This is a genomic window from Streptomyces sp. RLA123 (genome assembly GCF_056270165.1).
The window spans coordinates 3378066-3399655 of record NZ_JBWDOR010000003.1 but is presented as its reverse complement, the minus strand read 5'-3'; the positions used below and the strand labels follow the sequence as shown (position 1 = coordinate 3399655).

The following is a 21590-nucleotide window of genomic DNA, read 5'->3' as shown; positions in this document are numbered from 1 at the left end:
GTCAGGGATGATGGAGCTCTCCATCCCGCGGTCGCCGAAATCAGGCGATGAGGGAGCTTCATCTTCAGCGACTGCAGAGGGAATTCATGGGTCAGGCGCATGACACCGACACCGACCACCGTCTCCTCGCCGGCCGCTACCGGCTGGGCGCCGTGCTCGGCAAGGGCGGCATGGGCACGGTCTGGCGGGCTGTCGACGAGACCCTGGGCCGGACCGTCGCCGTCAAGGAGCTGCGCTTCCCGGGCAACGTCGACGACGACGAGAAGCGCCGCCTGATCACCCGCACCCTGCGGGAGGCCAAGGCGACCGCCCGCATCCGCAACACCGGTGCGATCACCGTCTTCGACGTCGTCGAGGAGGATGAGCGCCCCTGGATCGTGATGGAGCTGGTCGAGGGCCGCTCGCTGTCCGACGCGATCCGCGAGGACGGCCCGCTGACGCCCAAGCGTGCCGCCGAAGTGGGCCTGACGGTCCTGGACGTGCTGCGCGCCGCGCACAAGGAGGGCATCCTCCACCGCGACGTCAAGCCGTCCAACGTGCTGCTCGCCCAGGACGGCCGGGTCGTGCTCAGCGACTTCGGCATCGCCCAGATCGACGGCGACCCGTCGGTCACCTCCACCGGCATGCTCGTCGGCGCCCCCTCCTACATCTCGCCCGAGCGGGCCCGCGGCCAGAAGCCCGGTCCGCCCGCCGACCTGTGGTCGCTGGGCGCGCTGCTGTACGCGTGCGTGGAGGGCAGGCCGCCGTACGACAGGGGATCGGCCATCGCCACCCTCACCGCCGTGATGACCGAGCAGCTCAAGACCCCCGCGAACGCGGGCCCGCTGGCCGACGCGATCCAGGGGCTGCTGGCCAAGGACCCCGAGGAGCGCCTCGACGACGCGGCCGTGCGGCCGATGCTGACCGGTGTCGCCAACGCTCCGGTCGTCCCCGTCGCCCCGGCGCCCGACGTCACCCGCGCCATGGCGCTGCCCACCGACCCGCAGTCGACCCCCACCGACCCCCAGCCGACCCCCACCGACGCGCCGCCCGCGACCCGCGAGGCCGCCGCCGACCAGGCCGCGCTGCGCGCCGCGAAGACCAAGCCGGAGCCGGTGCCGGTGCCGGCGCCCGCCGCCGCCCCGGCGTCGTTCACGCTGCCGCCCTTCCTCCAGGACGAGCGGCGCCGCCGGATCCTGCTGATCGTGGCGGCCGTGGTGGTGCTCGCCGTGCTCGGCACGATCATCGGCGTCTACGCGGCCGGGGGCGACGACACCAAGGGCTCGGAGGCGTCCCCCGGCCCCTCGGCATCGTCCTCCTCGAGCACCAAGTCCGGTGGCGACGGCGGCGTCCAGGACGACAAGGGCGACGACAAGTCCGGTGACGACAAGGGCGGCAAGAAGGACGACAACTCCGGCAAGGGTTCCGGCTCCACGCCCTCGTCCGGCGACAACTCCGGCTCCGGCAAGGGGTCCGACGACTCCGGATCCGGTGACTCCGCCGGCTCTGTGCCGTCCGGCTGGAAGACCTACACCTCCTCGGCGGGCGACTTCTCGATCGCGCTGCCCGCCGGCTGGGCGGGGAACAGCACGGACAACGGCTACGGCAGCGGCCGGATATTCAACGCGAACCACAGCCCGCGTGTGCAGGTCGACTGGACGAGTACGCCCGGCAAGGACGCGGCAAAGGCCTGGCGGGACCAGGAGCCGAACACCCGGGGCACCTTCCCCGGCTACCAGCGGATCTCCATCGACCCGGTCTCCTGGCGCGGCTACCGCACCGTGGCGGACTGGACGTTCACCTTCACCTCCCACGGCACCAGGATGCGGGCGGTCAACCGCGGTTTCGTCACCGACGACAAGCACGGCTACGCCATCTTCTTCACCGCCCCGGACGCGCAGTGGGACAGCCCGGAGACCAAGGCGATGCTGGCCGCTCTGTACAAGACCTTCAAACCGGCCAAGTGACGCCGCTCGAGCACGTATCGTGAATCATCGCGGACTGTCCGCATCCAGATCGGATCGGATCTGACGCTTTGGGGAGGCGTCGTGGACGACTACGCGGGACGGGTACTTGCCGACCGCTACCGCCTGCCGCGGCCGCCCGCCGACGAGTACGAACTGGTGGAGACCCGGGCCTTCGACACCTTCAGCGGCCAGGAGGTGCTGATACGCCAGGTCCTGCTGCCGGAGGTCGTCGGCGCCGAGCCGGAGCCGTACCGCGGTGACGGCGGTGACCGCGGTGACACCGCGCGCCGGGCGCTGGAGGCCGCACGCGCGGCGACCGCGATACCCGACCACCCACGGCTGGTGCAGGTCTTCGACACCTTCGTCGAGGACGGCAGCGTCTGGATAGTGAGCGAACTGGTCTCCGGCCGCCCGCTCGCCGCGCTCCTGGCCGACAGGAAACTGAGCCCGCACCGCGCCGCCGAGGTCGGCAACGACGTGCTGACCGCGCTGCGCGTGCTGCACGCCCACGGCTGGACCCATCGCAATGTGACCGCCGGCACCGTGCTGGTCTGCGACGACGGCCGCGCCATGCTGTCCGGCCTCGCGGTCGGCGCCGCCCAGGAGGCGCTGTGCGGCTACAACACGCTGCCGGTGCCCGCGCTTGCGGGCGGCGGCGGCGAGGAGGAGGCGGGCGGCGGCAGCTGGGAGGGCCCGCACTCGGTGCTGGAGCTGGAGCGCGCCCGGCAGGCCCGGCTCACCGTGGTCGGCCCGGTCACCGAACGCTGGGCCCCGGAGCAGGCCACCGAGGTCCACGAGAACTGGCAGCTGGCCCCGCCGGTCGGCCCCGCCGCCGACCTGTGGGCGCTGGGCTCGCTGCTCTTCCGCAGTGTGCAGGGCCACCCGCCGTTCCCCGAGGAGTCGACCACCGAGCTGGTGCAGCTGGTCGTCGCCGAGCCCCCCGCGTTCGCGGAGGAGTGCGGTCCACTGCGCCCGGTCGTGGAGTCCCTGCTGCGGCAGGACCCCGAGGAGCGGCCGGACGCGGAGGAACTGCGCGGCTGGCTGCGCTCCCTCGTGCGCTCCGCCCCCGAGCCGGACCTCGGGCTGCGCACCGTGCCGGTGCCCGCCGACGACGCGCACAAGCTGCCCATCGTGCGGCGCCGGGGCGAGCTCGTCCGCCGCCGCAAGGCCGCCGCCGATCCCGTACCGGTGCCCCTCGCCCACGGCCGTCACAAGCGGTCCAAGGCGGGCAAGAAGAGCCGACGGGGGCCGCGCACGCTCGGGTTGATGCTCGTCGCCCTGGTCCTGGCGCTGCTGGCCGCCGCGGTGGTCTACGCCGTGGTCTTCCTGCCCCGCGGCGGCACCGCCGACGAGGGCGGCGCGGCCCCCACGCGCACCCTGCCCGCGCAGGTGCCCGGTGGCGACGACAAGCCGCAGGGCTCGCACGCCCCGTCCGCACCGCGGTCGCCGTCCCGGACGCCGGCGAGCAGCGCGCCGCCCACCCGGCCGGCGTCCCCCGACAACACGGTGACCACCGGTCTCGGCGGCGATTTCCAGCTGCGCACCGACCCCGCGGGCTTCCACCTGGCCGTGCCCAACGGCTGGCAGCGCAGCGGCAGGAACGGCGACGGCCAGGTCCGCTACACCGGCGGGGACTACCAGTTGCTCGTCGTCCCCGGCCGTGACTCCGTCGCCGACAAGGGCAGCGACCCCATGGCGTACCAGAACGACGAGCCGGAGCTCGCGGGCTTCCGCGCCTCCGGCTGGTCCTCGGCCTCCGGGCTGCGCCGCCTGGACATGGGCGGAACCCCGGCGGCGGAGGGGGAGTTCAGCTGGAGCGACACCGCGGGGCAGCAGCTCTTCGCGCGCAACCTGGTGATGATCCGGGACGGCAAGTACCACGTCGTGCTGGTCGTCGGCCCGGACAACCGCCGCTCGGACGTCAAGAGGTACTTCGAGAAGGCGGCGGAGACCTACGGCACCTGAGCCGTCCCGTGCCGGTCCCGCCGCGCGGAACGGAACCGGAACCGGAGCGGACGGCACGGCGTCGAACAGGCCGTGGGGGCAGCGGAATGATCGCAAGCGCGAGTGGCAGCGGCAGCGTGCCGGCCGGCCGGTACCGGCTGGGCGACCTGATCGGCAGCGGCGGCACGGGCCGGGGGTGGGAGGCCCAGGACGTCGTGCTGCGCCGTACCGTCGCGGTCAAGGAGCGGACCCTCGGTGCCCATCTCGCCGAGGAGGACCGGGCGCTGCTCCAGACCCGCATGCAGCAGGAGGCCCGCGCGACCGCCCCGGACGCCTCCGGCTGAAGGTCCCCTGGCGCGGCGCCCCACTCGGAGCGAGCCGTGGAGAGCGGTGGCGAACAGGCCGGCGTCGCGGGCCCTTGCGGCGTTCTTGCCAGCTTTTGCTGGCGTCATCGTGAAAAGTAGCTACTGACGGGTATGCACGCGGTGTCGTACCGCCGTACTCTCCCGCCATGACGGACTTCCCCCCAAGTGGTCCCGCCGGTCCGGCCGGCGACGGCAACCCGGTCGCCCCCGCCGGTACCAGGACGGCCGCTGACGTGGTGACCCCCGAACTGGTCGCACGGCTCACACGGGGCGTGGGCGGCAGCGGCCGTACCGCGAACCACACGCCGATGACCGGCGAGACGCTGGCGGAGCTTCCCGAGTCGACGCCGGAGGACGTGGCGGCGGCGTACGACCGGGCCCGGGAGGCCCAGCGGGCCTGGGCGGCCACCCCGGTCCGCCGGCGCGCGGCGGTCCTGCTCCGGTTCCACGACCTCGTCCTGCGCCGGCAGGCCGAGGTGCTGGACCTCATCCAGCTGGAGACCGGCAAGACGCGGCTGCACGCGCACGAGGAGGTGCAGGCCGTCGCCGTCGCGGCCCGCCACTACGGGCTGAAGGCCCCGTCGTACCTGCGGCCCAAGCGGCACACGGGCGCGATCCCGGTGCTGACCAAGGTCAGCGAGCTGCGCCACCCGCGGGGTGTGGTCGGGCAGATCGCCCCCTGGAACTACCCCCTGGAGCTGTCCATCGGCGACGCGCTGCCCGCCTTCGTCGCGGGCAACGCCGTCGTCATGAAGCCGGACACCGAGACCGCGCTGACCGCCCTGTGGGCGCGCGAGCAGCTGATCGAGGCCGGGCTGCCGGCCGACGTGTGGCAGATCGTGATCGGCGAGGGCCCGGTCGTCGGCCCGGCCGTGGTCGAGCACGCCGACTACGTGTCGTTCACCGGCTCGACCCGCACCGGCCGCGACGTCGCGACCCGCGCCGCCGCCCGCCTGATCGGCGTCTCCCTCGAACTGGGCGGCAAGAACGCACTGCTGGTCCTGGAGGACGCCGACCTGGACAAGGCGGCCGAGGGCGCGGTCCGCGCCTGCTTCTCCTCCGCCGGGCAGCTGTGCATCTCCATCGAGCGGCTCTTCGTCCACGCGTCGGTCGCCGACGCCTTCCTGGAGCGTTTCACCGCCCGTACCCGGGCCCTCAAGCTCGGCACCGCCCTCGCCTACGGTGCCGGGATGGGCTCGCTGGCCGGCGAACGCCAGCTGGAGACCGTCACCCGGCACGTGGAGGAGGCCGTCGCCAAGGGCGCGACCGTCCTCGCCGGGGGCCGGCCCGCGTCCCGACGTCGGCCCGTTCTTCTTCGAGCCGACGGTCCTGGACGGGGTGGAGGCGCCGATGGCGGTCTGCACCGAGGAGACCTTCGGCCCGGTCGTCGCCGTCTACCGCTTCACCGACGAGGACGAGGCCGTCGAGCGCGCGAATGCCACGCCCTACGGGCTCAACTCCAGCGTGTGGACCAAGGACGCCCGCCGCGGCGCCCGCGTCGCCGCCCGCCTGCGCAGCGGCACCGTCAACGTCAACGAGGGCTACTCGTCCGCCTACGGCAGCGTGCGCTCCCCGATGGGCGGCATGAAGGACTCCGGCCTCGGCCGCAGGCACGGCTCCGAGGGCATCTTGAAGTACACCGAGGCGCAGACCGTGGCCACGCAGCGACTGCTGCCGATGGCCCCGTCGCTGGGCATGGACGACGAGAAGTACGCGGCGTTCATGAGCCGCAGCCTCCGCGCGATGAAGGCGCTGAGGCTCCGCTGATGGGGGACGAGCCGATGGCGCGGAGCGCGGACGAGGTGCGGGAGCAGGCCCGGGACTACGACGTGATCGTGATCGGGTCCGGCTTCGGCGGGGCCGTCTCCGCGCTGCGGCTGACCGAGAAGGGCTGGTCGGTCGGCGTGATGGAGGCGGGCCGCCGCTGGACCCGCGAGACCCTGCCGAAGAACTCCTGGCACCTCAAGGACTATCTGTGGGCCCCGGCCTTCGGGCTGTACGGGATCCAGCGGATCCATCTGCTCGACAATGTCATGATCCTGGCAGGCGCCGGGGTCGGAGGCGGCTCGCTCAACTACGCCAACACCCTCTACGTGCCGCCGAAGGCGTTCTTCGAGGACCGTCAGTGGGGCCGGATCACCGACTGGCGGGAAGAGCTCGCGCCCTACTACGACCAGGCCAAGCGGATGCTGGGCGTGCGCCTCAACCCGACCATGACCCCCTCCGACGTCCACTTGAAGGCCGCCGCCGAGAGGATGGGCGTCGGCGACTCCTTCCACATGGCCCCGGTCGGCGTGTTCTTCGGCGACGGCAAGGACGCGGGCGGGGAGGGGGACGGCGGCGCCGAGGCGGCTCCCGGCGGCGAGGTGCCGGACCCGTACTTCGGCGGTGCCGGCCCGTCCCGGCGGGCCTGCACCGAGTGCGGGGAGTGCATGACCGGCTGCCGGCACGGCGCCAAGAACACCCTCAACGAGAACTACCTGCACCTCGCCGAGAAGGCGGGCGCGGTGATCCACCCGATGACCACGGTCACCGCGCTGGCGGAGAACCCCCAGGGCGGCTACGACGTCTCCGTCGTCGCCACCGACCGCCGCAAGGCCGCCCCCCGCGTCCTGCGCGCGCGGTACGTGGTCGTCGCGGCCGGCACCTACGGCACGCAGACCCTGCTGCACCGCATGCGCGACACGGGCCGGCTGCCCCGTCTCTCGCCCCGGCTCGGCGAGCTGACCCGCACCAACTCCGAGGCCCTGGTGGGCGCGATGACCGACAGCCGCCGCTACCGGAAGCGGACGGGCCAGAAGCGGGTGGACTTCACGCGGGGCGTGGCCATCACGTCCTCGATCCACCCGAACGACAACACCCACATCGAGCCGGTCCGCTACGGCAAGGGCTCCAACTCGATGGGCGGCCTGTCCATCCTCCAGGTCCCGCACGGCACGAAACTGCCGCGCGGCCTGGCCTACCTCGCGCACTGCGCCCGCCACCCGGTGCTGCTGATGCGCTCGCTGTCGAACCGCCGCTGGTCCGAGCGCACCATCATCGGCCTGGTCATGCAGTCCCTGGACAACTCGCTGACCACGTACCGCAAGCCCAAGGGCCTCGGGAAGGGCCTGCTCACCGCCCGCCAGGGGCACGGCGCTCCCAACCCGGACTTCATCCCCGAGGGCGCCGAGGCGGCCCGGCTGCTGGCCGAGGAGATCAACGGCTTCGCGGGCAGCAACGTCGGCGAGTTGATGGGCACCCCGCTCACCGCGCACTTCCTGGGCGGCTGCGCGATCGGCGAGGACGCGGAGCACGGCGTCATCGACCCGTACCACCGGCTGTTCGGGCACCCGGGTATCCATGTGGTGGACGGCGCCGCCGTGTCGGCGAACCTCGGCGTCAACCCGTCGCTGACCATCACCGCGCAGGCGGAACGGGCGATGTCGCTGTGGCCCAACAAGGGGGACGCGGACCCGCGTCCGGCCCAGGGCGAGGTCTACCGTCGCCTCACGCCGGTCGAGCCGAAGCAGCCGGTCGTACCGGGGGAGGCGTTCGGCGCCCTGCGCCTGCCGCTGCTCCCGGTCCCGCCGGTGCCACCCGCGTCCTGACGGCCGCCGGAACGGCAGACGGGGGTCCGCACCGTGCCGGTGCGCCCTCGTCTCCGGGCGGCGGACGGCGACTCACTCGATCGTGGGCCGGATGTCCGTCCAAGTGCCGCGAAATGAGTAGTGTGTTCCTCGCAGAGCGGCCGGCCCCCGGCGTCCCCGGAGCCGACCGCCATTTTCGAGTCGTGACCGGGCTGCTGTCCCCTGCCGTCCGGTCACATCCACCGGAACGAGGTCCCACGGCGGGCCCGCGGTGCTTCCACTAGGCGCGGGCGCGCCTCATCGTTCCGGTGCCACCCCGCCCAGCTGCGTCTGAGCGGTGTCCACGCGTGGTGTCCTGCTTTTCGACGTCTGTTGTTCCTGCTGTCCTTGCTACCCCTGGCCCAAGGTGACCGCGCCTGGCTGGCACGGACAACGGATTCAACGAAGGCACCCGGAGGCGGTCACGTGCCGTACGGGTGATGCCCCCCGAACGGGTCACACGGCCCGTCCGGGGGGCATCGCCTTCCGCTCCTCAGACGCGGCCGCGGCACAGCTCCAGCAGGGTCATCGCCAGGGCGGTGCCGGGCCGGCCCAGCTCGCGCCGGAAGCGGCCGAGAACCTCCATCTCGCGGGCCAGGTGCACCCGGCGGCCGCCGGACTCGATCCTGGCCCGCTGGATTCCGGCCGAGACCGTCATCCGTTCCCGGATCAGCGCGATGATCCGCGCGTCGAGGCCGTCGATGCGCTGCCGCGCGCCGGCGATCACGGTCTCGGCGTCCGGGGCGTGGTCCTGTCCGGTGGGTGCTGCCGTGCCGCTCATGGGTCTCTCCTCGGGGGTCGGGGTCCCTGGCCCGCCCGGGGAGGCATACGCCAAGCGCCCCGGGCCGTGTGGCCCGGGGCGCCTGGTGACGTCTGGAATGCGTTTCCGCGATCAGACAGCACGACCATGGCAGCCGGACCAGCCGGTGCCATAGGTAAACGCGAAGTGCGTGCTGCTGAACATGGCGGACAGTGTGACTCCTCGGGGCGGGGAAGTAAAGCCGTAGGCCCCGGTAGAATCGGCAGGGACCCCACGTTCGACCCGCCGGAAGGCCCACCGTGGCATCAGCGACCCCAGCCGCCCCCGACACCGTTCTCGTCGTCGATTTCGGGGCGCAGTACGCGCAGCTCATCGCCCGTCGTGTCCGCGAGGCCCGGGTCTACAGCGAGATCGTGCCGAGCACCATGCCGGTCCAGGAGATGCTGGCCAAGCGGCCCGCCGCGATCATCCTGTCCGGCGGACCGTCCTCGGTCTACGCCGAGCACGCCCCCCGGCTGGACCGGGCCCTCTTCGAGGCCGGCATCCCGGTCTTCGGCATGTGCTACGGCTTCCAGCTGATGGCGATCACCCTCGGCGGCACCGTCGACAACACCGGTGCCCGTGAGTACGGACGCACGCCGCTGCACGTGGGCAAGACCGGCTCGACGCTCTTCGAGGGCACCCCGTCCGAGCACTCGGTGTGGATGTCGCACGGCGACACCTGCTCCGGCGCCCCCGAGGGCTTCGCCGTCACCGCGACCACCGACCTCGTGCCGGTCGCCGCTTTCGAGAACGACGAGAAGAAGCTCTACGGCGTCCAGTACCACCCCGAGGTGCTGCACTCCGAGCACGGCCAGCAGGTGCTGGAGCACTTCCTGTACCGGGGCGCGGGCATCGCGCCGAACTGGACCACGCACAATGTGGTCGAGGAGCAGGTCGCCGCGATCCGCGCCCAGGTGGGCGACAAGCGGGCCATCTGCGGCCTGTCCGGCGGCGTGGACTCCGCGGTCGCCGCGGCCCTGGTCAACAAGGCCATCGGCGAGAAGCTGACCTGCGTCTACGTGGACCACGGCCTGATGCGCAAGGGCGAGTCCGAGCAGGTCGAGAAGGACTTCGTCGCGGCCACCGGCGTGCAGCTGAAGGTCGTCGACGCCGAGGAGCGCTTCCTCGCCGCGCTCGCCGGGGTCTCCGACCCCGAGGAGAAGCGCAAGATCATCGGCCGGGAGTTCATCCGGGTCTTCGAGCAGGCCGCGAGCGAGATCGTCGCCGAGGCCGGCGCGCACGGCGAGTCGGTGGAGTTCCTGGTCCAGGGCACCCTCTACCCGGACGTGGTGGAGTCCGGCGGCGGCACCGGCACCGCCAACATCAAGTCCCACCACAACGTGGGCGGCCTCCCCGAGGACCTGCAGTTCCAGCTCGTCGAGCCGCTGCGGAAGCTCTTCAAGGACGAGGTCCGCATGGTCGGCCAGGAGCTCGGTCTGCCCGAGGAGATCGTCCAGCGCCAGCCCTTCCCGGGCCCGGGCCTCGGCATCCGCATCGTCGGCGAGGTCACCAGGGAGCGCCTGGACCTGCTGCGCGACGCCGACGCCATCGCCCGCGAGGAGCTCACCGCGGCGGGTCTGGACCGCGACATCTGGCAGTGCCCGGTGGTGCTCCTGGCCGACGTCCGCTCCGTCGGCGTCCAGGGTGACGGCCGCACCTACGGTCACCCGATCGTGCTGCGCCCGGTCTCCAGCGAGGACGCCATGACCGCGGACTGGTCGCGGCTGCCCTACGAGGTGCTGGCCCGCATCTCCACCCGCATCACCAACGAGGTGGCGGACGTCAACCGCGTCGTGCTGGACGTCACCAGCAAGCCCCCGGGCACCATCGAGTGGGAGTGAGTCCCTGAGTGGGGCCGGCTTGGGGCGGTACGGGGGAAACCTCGTATCGCCCCTGTTCATCTGCGGTACCTCGGGGTAACTTCCGCGCCATGACCGACACCGCGCCACAGCCCGTGCCTCCGGACCAGCTGCACTTCGCGCTGCCGCCGACCTTCGAGGAGCCGGCCGCGGAGCGGCGGCACCGCAAGGAGCGACTGGCGGCGGCGCTGCGGGCGTTCGGCCGGATGGGGTTCGAGGAGGGCGTGTCGGGCCACATCACGGTCCGCGACCCGGAGTTGACCGACCACTTCTGGGTCAACCCCTTCGGGGTGCCCTTCGCGCACGTCGGCGTCGGCGAACTGATCCTGGTCAACCAGCAGGGTGCGGTGGTGGAGGGCCGTCACCACGTCAACCAGGCCGCGTTCACCCTCCACGCCCATGTGCACCTGGCCCGCCCCGACGCGGTGGCCGTCGTCCACAGCCACTCCACGTACGGCCGGGCGCTGGCGGCGCTCGGCGAGCGGCTGGAGCCGATCAGCCAGGAGGCGTGCGCCTTCTACGAGGACCACGCGGTGTACGACACCTACACCGGGGTGGTCGTCGACGACGCCGAGGCGCGGCGTGTCGCCGTGGTGCTCGGCACCCGCAAGGGCGTGATCCTCCGCAACCACGGGCTGCTGACGGTCGGGGAGACGGTGGACGCCGCGGCATGGTGGTTCATGACCATGGAAAAGGCCTGCGAGGTGCAGCTCAGCGCCAAGGCGGCGGGCACGCCGGTGCTGATCGGCCATGACGACGCGGTCGCCACCCGCGAACAGTTGGGACATGATCTGGTCGCGTGGATCAACTATCAGCCGACATATGAGCGCATAGTCCGTCAGGATTCCGAGCTTTTTGATTGAACCGTGGACGGTTGGCGTACGTATCCGCCTATGGCGCTCCCGGAGAACCGATCCGGGAGGGGGTATCGGACCGGGCGTGGACGCGAGAGGGCGGACGTCGTGAGTGTGACGGGTATAGCGGGCATGAGCGGAACACGAGACTCGGGGACGGATCCCTCACAGGGACCGTGGCGGGACACCGCCCGGCGCTACGCGCTGCTGCCCCTGCGCATCTTCCTCGGCGTGACCTTCGTCTACGCCGGATTCGACAAGCTGCTGTCGGACACCTTCTTCACCGACTCCGCACCGGGTTCCCTGGTCGGCACACTCAACGGGGTGCGCGGCAGCGCCGCCGTCCCCGCGATGATCGACCTGGCCCTCAAGAGCCCGCACGGCTTCGGCTACGCCATCGCCTTCGGCGAGGTCGCGGTGGGCATCGGCACCCTGATCGGGCTGCTCAGCCGGATCGCCGCCCTGGGCGGTGCGGTCATCTCGCTGAGCCTCTGGCTCACCGTGAGCTGGGCGACCCAGCCGTACTACTACGGCAACGACCTGATCTACCTGATGGCCTGGCTCCCCCTGGTACTCGCCGGGGCGCCGCAGCTGTCGGTGGACGCGGCCATCGCCCGCCGCAGGGGACGACGCGGGCGCCGCCTCCACGGCTGACCCGGGCGGACCGGTGTGCGGGGGCCGGTGAGGGGCGTGTCGCCCCTTGCCGGCCCCCGCGTCCGGCTACCGGCCGTCGCGGTGCGGGCGGTGGTCGCGGGCCGGGGCGTCCGAGAGCTCCGGGGGCGGCCCGCCGCGCCGCGCACGGGCCGAACGCGCGATGAAGGCCCCGAGCGCCGCCAGCCCGAGGCCGGCGGAGGTCATGGGGACGGCGACCTGCGGCGGCAGGACGAGGGTGCCGGCGGCATCGAGCAGGAACACCGCGGCCAGGCCCAGCAGCACCAGTGCGGTGAAGAGGGCGGAAGGACGGAAGCCGTGCCGTCTCACTGGGTCACCCGGACCTGTCCGACGCCCATGTCGACCTCCAGTTTCAGTGTCCCCGCGGACTTCTTCCCGTCCACCGGCTCCAGCCTGACCGTCTTGTCCACTCCGGGCTGCACGTCCACGTCCTCCTCCGCGTCGCCCGGCAGCTGGACGTCGCCGAGGCCCACGTTCACATGCAGAGCCAGGGTGACGTCCGCCGGGACCTTGACGACGAGCTGCCCCGCGCCCACATGTGCGCGGGTGGCGACGGTGCGTCCCCCGGGTTCCAGGCGCGACAGGTCCAACGTCGCCTGCCCGGCGCTCAGTTCGTAGGAGGTCTGCACGGAGGCGACCGTGGCCGGCGTCCAGGTGCGGTGCTCCCACTCGTGACCGACGGACTTCGGCAGCACCGAGGCGCCGACCAGCAGGGCCGCCGTCAGTACGACCATGAAGACCGTGCCGCCGCCGAGCCGTCCCCACCACCCGCTCACCGCGAAGCCCAGGCCGAAGACGGCCAGCGCGGCGGCGAGACCGATCTGCAGGGCCGTGCCGAGCGGCTGGGAGTTCCAGGTGGCCGCGACGCAGGCCGTGGCCGCCCCCACCGCCATGAAGAAGACCGGCACCCCCAGCCAGGCCCCCTCGCGGCGGACCGCCTGCCGGCGCCGCCGCCACTCGCGGCCGTCGCGCTCCTCGTCGGCGGGTCCGTCGTCCGGCCCCCACAGGTAGCCCCCTCCGCCCGCGGCGGACGCCGCGTCCTCGGCGGGGGCCTCCTTCCACCACGCCGCGGTGGCCGGGACGGGCGGCGGCTGGGTGGGCGGCGGCGGGGCGGCTCCGGGCACCGGTGCCTGGGCCGTCGGCTGCCGGTGCTGCGACCAGTACACGGCGCCGGCGAACGCCGCCACCAGCCCGAGGGAGAACGCGAGGTTGCCCCCGTTGCCGAGCAGCGACAGGAACAGCCCGCAGCCCACCAGCGCCATCAGCACGGCGGTCAGGGCGGGGCCCTCCACCCGGCCGGAGAGCAGCCGGTGCGCCTCGCTCTCGGTGGGCTCGCCGTTCTCGCCCGCCCCCTCGGCCGGGATCAGCAGCCAGCCCAGGCCGTACGCCACCAGCCCGAGACCACCGGTGAGTGCGAGCACACCGAGCACGATCCGGAAGACCACCGGGTCGATGTCGAAGTACCGCCCCGCCCCCTCGCAGACGCCCGCGATCACCTTCCGCCCGCGGCTGCGGGTGAGCCTGCGCCGCTGCGGGGCGGCCTCGGGCGCGCCTTGCGTGTACTGCTCCGTCATGGGTCCATGGTGGCGGCCCGAGGGGCCCGCCGGTATCCGGAACGACCCTGACCGCGCATGGGGGCCAACCCTGATACCCCCCGTCCGCGAAACGTGTGACGATCGGGGCATGTCACCCGCCGGCCCGCAGACACCCCCGTCCACCGGGGCGTCGTACTTCGCCCCGCCGGACCCGGCCGACCCGCCGGTCCGCAAGCTGTACCGCAGCTCCGAGGGCCGCATGATCGGCGGCGTGGCGCGCGGTCTGGCCGGGCACCTGGGGCTGCCGGTGGCGTGGGTGCGGGTGGTCTTCGTCGTGCTGGCCACCATCCAGGGGCTGGGCATCCTGCTGTACGCCGTCTTCTGGTTCGTCGTGCCGCTCGGTGTCGGCGGGGTCGTGGAGGCCAAGGAGCCGCGGGACGCGCGCTCGTGGCTCGCCGGGCGGCGGCCCGACCGCGGCCAGATCGTCGCGCTGCTCGCGCTCGCCGTGGGCCTCGGCATCCTGCTGGACAACCTCGACCTCGACGCCGCCAACGCCTACATCTGGCCACTGCTGCTGATCGGCCTCGGCGTCGCGCTGGTGTGGCGGCAGGCGGACAACGCGCGCCGCGCCCGCTGGGCCGAACTGAGCCGCGGCAAGCGGCTGCTGCCCGTCGCGCGCGGCGCGGCCGGAGTGATCCTGGTGGGCGTCGGGGTGACCGGCTTCCTCGTCGTGCGGGGCTCGGTCAGCCACCTCGGCACCATCCTCCAGGCCACGCTCGCCGTGCTCGTCGGCGTCGCGCTCATCGCCGGCCCCTACCTCGTCCGTATGACGCAGGACCTGTCGGCGGAGCGCCTCGCGCGCATCAGGGCCCAGGAGCGGGCCGAGGTCGCCGCGCACGTCCACGACTCGGTCCTGCACACCCTGACCCTGATCCAGCGGCACGCGGACGACCCGCGCGAGGTGGCCCGGCTCGCCCGCGCGCAGGAACGCGAGCTGCGCGCCTGGCTCTACCGCCCCGAGGGCAACGGCCGCGAGGACGAGCCGACCACCGTGGCCGAGGCGGTGCGCCGCGCGGCGGCGGAGGTGGAGGACGCGCACGGCGTCCAGGTCGAGGTGGTGTGCGTCGGCGACTGCCCGCTGGACGAGCGGCTGGTCGCGCAGATGCAGGCGGCCCGCGAGGCCATGGTCAACGCCGCCAAGTACGGTGGCGACGAGCCCGTGCAGGTGTACGCGGAGGTCGAGGGGAGCAGGGTCTTCGTGTCCGTGCGCGACCGCGGCCCCGGCTTCGACCTGGACGACGTACCGTCGGACAGGATGGGCGTACGGGAGTCCGTCATCGGCCGGATGAGACGCAACGGCGGCGAGGCGCGGCTGCGCCCCGCGCCGGGTGGGGGGACGGAAGTGGAGCTGGAGATGGAGCGGCAGCAGGACTCGGGACCAGGGAGGCCGTCATGAGCAGCGATCGGCGTGTGAGGGTCGTCCTCGTCGACGACCACCGGATGTTCCGCACCGGGGTCCAGGCCGAGATCGGCGAGACCGAGCGGACCGGCGTGGACGTGGTCGGCGAGGCCGCCGACGTCGACCAGGCGGTCGCGGTCATCACCGCGACCCGGCCCGACGTCGTACTGCTCGACGTCCACCTGCCCGGCGGCGGCGGGGTCGAGGTGCTCAAGCGCTGCGCGGGGCTGAGCGCGGCCGCCGAACACCCGGTGCGGTTCCTGGCGTTGTCGGTCTCCGACGCCGCCGAGGACGTCATCGGCGTGATCCGCGGCGGTGCCCGCGGCTATGTCACCAAGACCATCACCGGTCCCGACCTGGTCAATTCGGTCTTCCGGGTCGCCGACGGGGACGCGGTCTTCTCACCTCGCCTGGCCGGCTTCGTCCTGGACGCCTTCGCCTCCACCGACGCCCCGCCGGTCGACGAGGACCTGGACCGGCTCACCCAGCGCGAGCGCGAGGTGCTGCGGCTGATCGCCCGCGGCTACGCCTACAAGGAGGTGGCCAAGCAGCTCTACATCTCCGTCAAGACGGTCGAGTCGCACGTCTCGGCGGTGCTGCGCAAGCTCCAGCTCTCCAACCGCCACGAACTCACCCGCTGGGCCACCGCCCGCCGGCTGGTCTGACGGCCGGGTCCGGGCGGCGGGGGCTCACGCGGGACGGGCGGCCCCCGCGAAGGGCATCTGGTCGACGGGGGCGATCTTCACCACATCGCCGGTGCGCGGGGCGTGGATCATCATGCCGTTGCCGATGTACAGGCCGACGTGGCTGATCCCCGAGTAGAAGAACACCAGGTCACCGGGCTCCAGTTCGGCGCGGGAGATGCGGCTGCCGGCATTGATCTGGGTGTAGGTCGTGCGTGGCAGCTCCACCCCGGCGGACCGCCAGGCGGCCTGTGTGAAGCCCGAGCAGTCGTACGAGGACGGGCCGGTGGCGCCCCAGACGTAGGGCAGGCCGAGGGAGTCGTACGCGAAGGACACGGCCCGGGCGGCGCGGGCGTTGGGGGCCACCGCGGGCGCCAGGGCCGCCCGTGAGCCCGCGGAGACCGCGCGGCCGGCCCGATCGCCGGAGCGGGCCGTGCCCTGGCCCCCGTCCGCCAGGACGGCGGCGCGCTGGCCCGCGGTCAGCCCGTCCAGCAGGCGCTGGGCGGTGGCCAGGCGTTCCTGCACGGTGCTCTTGTGGCGGGCGAGTTCGGCGCGGGACCGGCGCAGCTCGGTGAGTTCGGTGCCGGCCTCGGCGCGCAACTGCTCGACCTCGCGCTTCTGGGTGCCGAGGGCGTGCAGCGCGGCGTTCTGACGGCTGCTCATGCGGTCCAGCAGCCCGGCCCGTTCCAGGTACTGGTCGGGCGAGGAGGCCAGGGCGAGCTGCATGGCCGGATCGACGCCGCCGGTGCGGTACTGGGCGGTGGCGATCGACCCCAGGCCGTCGCGGGTGCGGTTGAGGCGCTCGGTCCTGCGGGCGAGCTCGTTCTGGAGGTCATCGATCCGGTGCTGGACCGTGTCGGCCTTCTCCTTCGCGCCGTTGTACCGCTCGGTGGCCTGCTCGGCCTCCTCGTAGAGCCGGTCGACACGGGCCTTGGCCTCGGAGGTGGTCAGCCGGGGTTCGGCGTGCCCGGTCTCACCGAACACCGTCACCGAGGCCGCTCCCGCGATGGCGAGCGTGGCGGCCGTGCGCACGGTGGAGCCGGTGAGGGTGCGCTCCTTGGGCTTTCTGTGCGACGCCACGCGCCGTCACTCCTTCCGAGCTGCCGGACTTGCTGCCCGCGGTCCGGCGGCGGACGGACGGGGAGCCGCGCCGCCGCCGGACCTTCGGCGGGGGTGGCCGATGCCGACGACGAGTCCCGCCGGCAGTGGGGATCGGCCACCTGGGGCAGGACGCTAAACCTGTGCGCCGCCGGGCGGCGGGGGAGTGTGCGGGACTGGTCCGATTCGGCCGCTACCTGTCACGCGATGACCGCTGTTCGACGGGTGACCTGGTCGCTTGCGGTCCAGCCGTGACCGATGTGCCGGAAGGAGCCCACCTCGGTGCCTGGTGCTGATATGGGCGTGGCTGGGGTCGTGAGCCATGGACGTACTCATCAGCCTCGTCGTCGGCCTGCACATCATCGGCATCGCCGCCCTGCTCGGCGGCTTCCTCACCCAGATGAAGGCCATGGGCCGCGGCGAGGCGCGCTTCGTGCCGGGCATGCTGCACGGCGCTCTCACCATGCTGGTCACCGGCGCGCTGCTGGTCGGCCTCAACCAGGCCGACGACCAGCCGGTGAACAACGTCAAGATCGGCGTGAAGCCGGCCGTGCTGGTGGTGGTCCTCGGCCTGGTCCACGTCAAGCGCGACGAGGAGAAGGTGGTCGGCGGCGGCCTTCGGCACCATGGGTGCGCTGACCACCGCCAACATCTTCATCGCGGTGCTCTGGACCTGAGTCCCTTTGCGGGGAGGCGCGGGACTCAGGCCATCCGGGCGTAGCCGTAGATCGGCATCTCGGTGATCGGGGCGATCTTCACCACGGTGCCCGTGTGAGGCGCGTGGATCATCTTGCCGCCGCCGATGTAGAGGCCGACGTGGGTCACGTCCGAGTAGAAGAAGACCAGGTCGCCGGGTTGCAGCTGGTCCGCGGTGACGCGGGAGCCGAAGTCGACCTGGTCGTAGGTGGTACGGGGGATGGAGACGCCCGCGGCGGCCCAGGCACCCTGGGTCAGGCCCGAGCAGTCGAAGGAGTTGGGGCCCGTGGCGCCGTACACATAGGGCTTGCCGATCTGGGCGTGGGCGAAGGCGATCGCCTTGTCGGCCTTGGCGGCGTAGGTGCCCGATGCCACCGTGGACGTGGTGGAACCTCCGCCGGTGACCGACGTGTCCGCGGCCGTCTGCTGCGCCTCCTTCTCCTTCGCGGCGATCGCCTTGGCCGCGGCCTCGGCCTCCTCCTGCTTCTTCTTCTCCAGGGCGGCCAGCCGCGCCTTCTCCTGGGCGGTCAGGGTGTTGAGCAACTGCTGCGCGGCGGCGAGCTTCTCCTTGACCGCCTTCTTCTCCGTGGCCAGCGTCGACTGCGCCTCGCTGAGCTTCTGCAGACTCCGGACCGCCTCCGTGCGCTTCTGCGTGGTCGCCTCCTGCTGCGTACGGAAGGCCTCCATCGCGTGCTCCTGGCGGTCGGACAGGCGCTCCACCAGGTGCGCCTGGTCCAGGAACTGCTGCGGGTCGGAGGTGAGCAGGAAGGACGTCGTGCCGTCCAGGCCGCCGCCGCGGTACTGGGCCGTGGCGTACTCGCCGATCGTGCGGCGGGCGTCGTTGAGCGTCTGCGTCTTGCGGGCGACCTGGTCGAGCAGCTCGTCCGCGTGCGTCCGCTGCTTGTCGGTCTGCTCCTTGGCGCCGTTGTAGCGCTCCGTGGCCGCCTCGGCCTGGTGGTAGAGCGAGTCCACCCTGGCCTTGACCTCGGTGATGGACGGCTTGTCGGGGGAGGCGGGCGCCGCGCTGGCGCTCTCTCCGAAGAGGGTGACGGTCGCCAGTGCGGCGGTCGTCAGCCCCACGGCCGTGCGCGGGCCGGGGACCGTGAGCATGCGGGGGCGCGGCTTGCGGTGCGTCGCCAAGTCGGACGGCTCCTTCCGTGGACCGCCTACCGGGTTAGCTGTCGGGTTCGGGCTTCGGAAGGCCGCCCTACGGTCGTCCGGGCACGTGTGCGTGTGCCCGTACGGACCGATTCACCCCAAAGTGGTGGGTCCCCGGCTCCGGCGGTCGCCGGACTCAGCGGAGGCGGCCGTGACGGCTCGGTCGCCGCCGTTCGGTGCGGACCGCCTGAGGGGGCACGCTAGTCAACTGGGGTGGCTCCTGGGAAGGCTGGTGTTCGAATTGTCCGCAATCATTTCGTGACCTTTACGCAGCCGGGCCGTTGCCCGGCCCTCCGGTGGGCCACTCCGGTGGGCCCGCGGAGGCTCTCGGGCGGCACTGCCGCGGGGCTGCGTGCGCGGAACCCGCGACCACCGGGCTCCCGGAAGCGGCGCACCGCTGTCGGTCCCACCGCTTAGACTCGGGAAGCGATGAGCAGCCTCTTTGACGACAGCTTCCTGGCCGGCTTCGAACCGAGGGAGGAGCACCCGCCGCCGCCCCTCGAGGAGGAGGCCGAGGCGGTTCCGCACGACCTCTTCGAGGGGCGCTTCGACGCGCCCGCCGACCGGGACACGTACTACCGGGACGGCGCGCCGCGCCCGGCCGTCGACCCCGCCGCCCTGCTGGAGGGGCTCAACGAGCAGCAGCGCGCCGCCGTCGAGCACACCGGCTCCCCGCTGCTCATCGTCGCGGGCGCCGGCTCCGGCAAGACCCGGGTGCTCACCCACCGCATCGCCCACCTGCTGGGCGCCCGCAAGGTGCACCCCGGCCAGATCCTGGCGATCACCTTCACCAACAAGGCCGCCGGCGAGATGAAGGACCGCGTCGAGCAACTCGTCGGCCCGCGGGCCCATGTGATGTGGGTCTCCACCTTCCACAGCGCCTGCGTCCGCATCCTGCGCCGGGAGTCCAAGAAGCTCGGCTTCACCTCCAGCTTCTCGATCTACGACGCGGCCGACTCCAAGCGCCTGATGGCGCTGGTCTGCCGCGACCTGGACCTGGACCCCAAGCAGTTCCCCCCGAAGTCCTTCAGCGCCAAGGTCTCCAACCTCAAGAACGAGCTCATCGACGAGGAGACCTTCGCCGACCAGGCCGAGAACCCCTTCGAGAAGAAGCTCGCCGAGGCCTACGCGATGTACCAGTCGCGGCTGCGCGAGGCCAACGCGCTCGACTTCGACGACATCATCATGACCACGGTCAACCTGCTCCAGGTCTTCCCGGATGTCGCCGAGCACTACCGGCGCCGCTTCCGGCACGTCCTGGTCGACGAGTACCAGGACACCAACCACGCCCAGTACACCCTGGTGCGCGAGCTGGTCGGGACCGGGGACGCGGAGCAGGGCGGCGAAGGGCCGGCGGAGCTGTGCGTGGTCGGTGACGCCGACCAGAGCATCTACGCCTTCCGCGGTGCCACCATCCGCAACATCCTCCAGTTCGAGGAGGACTACCCGCAGGCGCGCACGATCCTGCTGGAGCAGAACTACCGCTCCACACAGAACATCCTGACCGCCGCCAACGCCGTCATCGAGCGCAACGCCTCCCGCCGCCCGAAGAACCTGTGGACGGAGGCCGGCCAGGGCCCGGTCATCACCGGCTACGTCGCCGACCAGGAGCACGACGAGGCGCAGTTCATCGCCGACGAGATCGACCGGCTCACCGACGCAGGCGACGCCCGTCCCGGCGAGGTCGCCGTCTTCTACCGGACCAACGCGCAGTCCCGTGTCTTCGAAGAGGTCTTCATCCGCGTCGGCCTGCCGTACAAGGTCGTCGGCGGAGTCCGCTTCTACGAGCGCAAGGAGGTCCGGGACGTCCTGGCCTATCTGCGCGTACTCGCCAACCCCGAGGACACCGTCCCGCTGCGCCGCATCCTCAACGTGCCCAAGCGCGGCATCGGCGAGCGCGCCGAGGCCATGGTCGACGCCCTGGCCTCGCGCGAGCGGATCTCCTTCCCGGCGGCGCTGCGCCGGGTCGACGAGGCCTTCGGCATGGCCGCCCGCTCGGTCAACGCCGTCAAGCGCTTCAACGAGCTGCTGGAGGAACTCCGCACGGTCGTCGACTCCGGCGCCGGCCCCGCCACCGTCCTGGAGGCGGTGCTGGAGCGCACGGGCTACCTGGCCGAACTCCAGGCCTCCACCGACCCGCAGGACGAGACCCGCGTCGAGAACCTCCAGGAACTCGCGGCGGTGGCCCTGGAGTTCGAGCAGGAGCGCACCGAGGAGGAGCCCGGTACGCTCGCCGAGTTCCTGGAACGCGTCGCGCTGGTCGCCGACTCCGACCAGATCCCGGACGACGAGGAGGGCGGTGGCGTCATAACGCTGATGACCCTCCACACCGCCAAGGGCCTGGAGTTCCCCGTGGTCTTCCTGACCGGCATGGAGGACGGGGTCTTCCCGCACATGCGCGCGCTCGGCCAGACCAAGGAGCTGGAGGAGGAGCGCCGGCTCGCCTACGTCGGCATCACGCGGGCGCGGCAGCGGCTGTACGTCACGCGGGCGAGCATGCGCAGCGCGTGGGGCCAGCCGTCGTACAACCCGCCCTCCCGCTTCCTGGAGGAGATCCCGGAGTCGCTCATCGAATGGCGGCGTACGGGGTCCTCCCCGGCACCGTCCGCCTCGGTGTCCGCGGCGGCCTCGATGCTGTCACGGTCCTCGTCCAAGAACGGCCCGTCCGGCTTCGCCACCCGGCGCACCCAGGACCGGCCGGTCGTCGCGCTGGTGGTGGGGGACCGGGTCAACCACGACACGTTCGGGCTGGGCACGGTCGTCTCGGTCGACGGCAGCGGTGAGAAGGCCAAAGCCACCATCGACTTCGGCGACGAGCGGCCGAAGGTGCTGCTGCTGCGCTACGCGCCGGTGGAGAAGCTCTAGCGGGCTTGTCGCCGGGTGCGGCTTCCGGCGAGGGAGCCGCACGGGT

15 protein-coding genes, 2 pseudogenes and 1 riboswitch are annotated in these 21590 nt (G+C 72.3%); of the genes and pseudogenes, 12 read left to right on the top strand and 5 right to left on the bottom strand.

Going from position 1 to position 21590, the window contains the following annotated elements; genetic code table 11:
* The first annotated feature begins 86 nt into the window (after positions 1-86).
* The 5 genes and pseudogenes from RV983_RS15295 to RV983_RS15275 all read left to right on the top strand — a co-directional run bounded on the left by RV983_RS15295 (position 87) and on the right by RV983_RS15275 (position 7845).
* A complete protein-coding gene (locus tag RV983_RS15295; RefSeq protein ID WP_475986349.1) occupies positions 87-1946 on the top strand; it encodes a protein kinase domain-containing protein in 1860 nt (619 codons plus the stop codon).
* An 81-nt stretch (positions 1947-2027) separates the two neighbouring features.
* Positions 2028-3911 (top strand): serine/threonine protein kinase, encoded by a 1884-nt coding sequence (locus RV983_RS15290; RefSeq protein ID WP_475986348.1) that lies wholly within the window; start codon positions 2028-2030, stop codon positions 3909-3911.
* A gap of 86 nt (positions 3912-3997) precedes the next feature.
* Positions 3998-4234: a hypothetical protein gene (locus RV983_RS15285; protein ID WP_475986347.1), complete on the top strand. Its 237-nt coding sequence runs from the start codon at positions 3998-4000 to the stop codon at positions 4232-4234.
* 167 nt (positions 4235-4401) lie between these two features.
* A pseudogene (locus RV983_RS15280) lies at positions 4402-6022 on the top strand (succinic semialdehyde dehydrogenase).
* Positions 6022-7845, top strand: a complete 1824-nt coding sequence (locus RV983_RS15275) for a GMC family oxidoreductase N-terminal domain-containing protein (RefSeq protein WP_475986346.1) — start codon at positions 6022-6024, stop codon at positions 7843-7845. Before RV983_RS15280 ends, RV983_RS15275 begins: the two are co-directional and overlap by 1 nt.
* 511 nt (positions 7846-8356) lie before the next feature.
* Here the strand turns inward: RV983_RS15275 and RV983_RS15270 are convergent.
* Positions 8357-8644: a chorismate mutase gene (locus tag RV983_RS15270; protein WP_475986345.1), complete on the bottom strand. Its 288-nt coding sequence runs from the start codon at positions 8642-8644 to the stop codon at positions 8357-8359.
* Positions 8645-8922: 278 nt separating this feature from the next.
* On the opposite strand from RV983_RS15270, the gene guaA reads away from it, so the two are divergent.
* The 3 genes from guaA to RV983_RS15255 all read left to right on the top strand — a co-directional run bounded on the left by guaA (position 8923) and on the right by RV983_RS15255 (position 12032).
* The gene (guaA, locus tag RV983_RS15265; RefSeq protein ID WP_475986344.1) at positions 8923-10506 is read left to right on the top strand and encodes a glutamine-hydrolyzing GMP synthase; all 1584 of its coding nucleotides are present in this window, start codon (positions 8923-8925) and stop codon (positions 10504-10506) included.
* Between the two features lie 89 nt (positions 10507-10595).
* The gene (locus tag RV983_RS15260) at positions 10596-11387 is read left to right on the top strand and encodes a class II aldolase/adducin family protein (RefSeq protein ID WP_475986343.1); all 792 of its coding nucleotides are present in this window, start codon (positions 10596-10598) and stop codon (positions 11385-11387) included.
* A gap of 123 nt (positions 11388-11510) precedes the next feature.
* Positions 11511-12032, top strand: coding sequence for a DoxX family protein (locus tag RV983_RS15255; protein ID WP_475986342.1), 522 nt, complete (start codon positions 11511-11513; stop codon positions 12030-12032).
* Positions 12033-12098: 66 nt separating this feature from the next.
* On the opposite strand, the gene RV983_RS15250 is transcribed toward RV983_RS15255, so the two are convergent.
* Both RV983_RS15250 and RV983_RS15245 read right to left on the bottom strand, forming a co-directional pair.
* Positions 12099-12359, bottom strand: coding sequence for a hypothetical protein (locus tag RV983_RS15250; protein WP_475986341.1), 261 nt, complete (start codon positions 12357-12359; stop codon positions 12099-12101).
* Positions 12356-13624, bottom strand: a complete 1269-nt coding sequence (locus RV983_RS15245; protein ID WP_475986340.1) for a PspC domain-containing protein — start codon at positions 13622-13624, stop codon at positions 12356-12358. Before RV983_RS15245 ends, RV983_RS15250 begins: the two co-directional genes overlap by 4 nt.
* A 109-nt stretch (positions 13625-13733) precedes the next feature.
* On the opposite strand from RV983_RS15245, the gene RV983_RS15240 reads away from it, so the two are divergent.
* Together RV983_RS15240 and RV983_RS15235 are read left to right on the top strand one after the other, a co-directional pair.
* Positions 13734-15041 carry a PspC domain-containing protein gene (locus tag RV983_RS15240; protein WP_475986339.1) on the top strand — a complete coding sequence of 436 codons (1308 nt, stop codon included), beginning with the start codon at positions 13734-13736 and terminating at the stop codon, positions 15039-15041.
* Positions 15038-15709, top strand: a complete 672-nt coding sequence (locus tag RV983_RS15235; protein ID WP_475986338.1) for a LuxR C-terminal-related transcriptional regulator — start codon at positions 15038-15040, stop codon at positions 15707-15709. The genes RV983_RS15240 and RV983_RS15235 overlap by 4 nt, the downstream gene beginning before the upstream one ends.
* 24 nt (positions 15710-15733) lie before the next feature.
* On the opposite strand, the gene RV983_RS15230 is transcribed toward RV983_RS15235, so the two are convergent.
* Positions 15734-16807 carry a C40 family peptidase gene (locus tag RV983_RS15230; RefSeq protein WP_475986337.1) on the bottom strand — a complete coding sequence of 358 codons (1074 nt, stop codon included), beginning with the start codon at positions 16805-16807 and terminating at the stop codon, positions 15734-15736.
* 340 nt (positions 16808-17147) lie between these two features.
* Between RV983_RS15230 and RV983_RS15225 the strand changes: the two are divergent.
* Positions 17148-17502, top strand: a pseudogene (locus RV983_RS15225) (hypothetical protein).
* A gap of 25 nt (positions 17503-17527) precedes the next feature.
* Here the strand turns inward: RV983_RS15225 and RV983_RS15220 are convergent.
* On the bottom strand, positions 17528-18661 hold the full coding sequence (locus RV983_RS15220) for a C40 family peptidase (protein ID WP_475986336.1): 1134 nt from the start codon (positions 18659-18661) through the stop codon (positions 17528-17530).
* An 8-nt stretch (positions 18662-18669) separates the two neighbouring features.
* Positions 18670-18831: riboswitch (cyclic di-AMP (ydaO/yuaA leader) on the bottom strand.
* 277 nt (positions 18832-19108) lie between these two features.
* Here RV983_RS15220 and pcrA point away from each other — a divergent pair.
* On the top strand, positions 19109-21544 hold the full coding sequence (gene pcrA, locus RV983_RS15215; protein ID WP_475986335.1) for a DNA helicase PcrA: 2436 nt from the start codon (positions 19109-19111) through the stop codon (positions 21542-21544).
* Positions 21545-21590 lie beyond the last annotated feature (46 nt).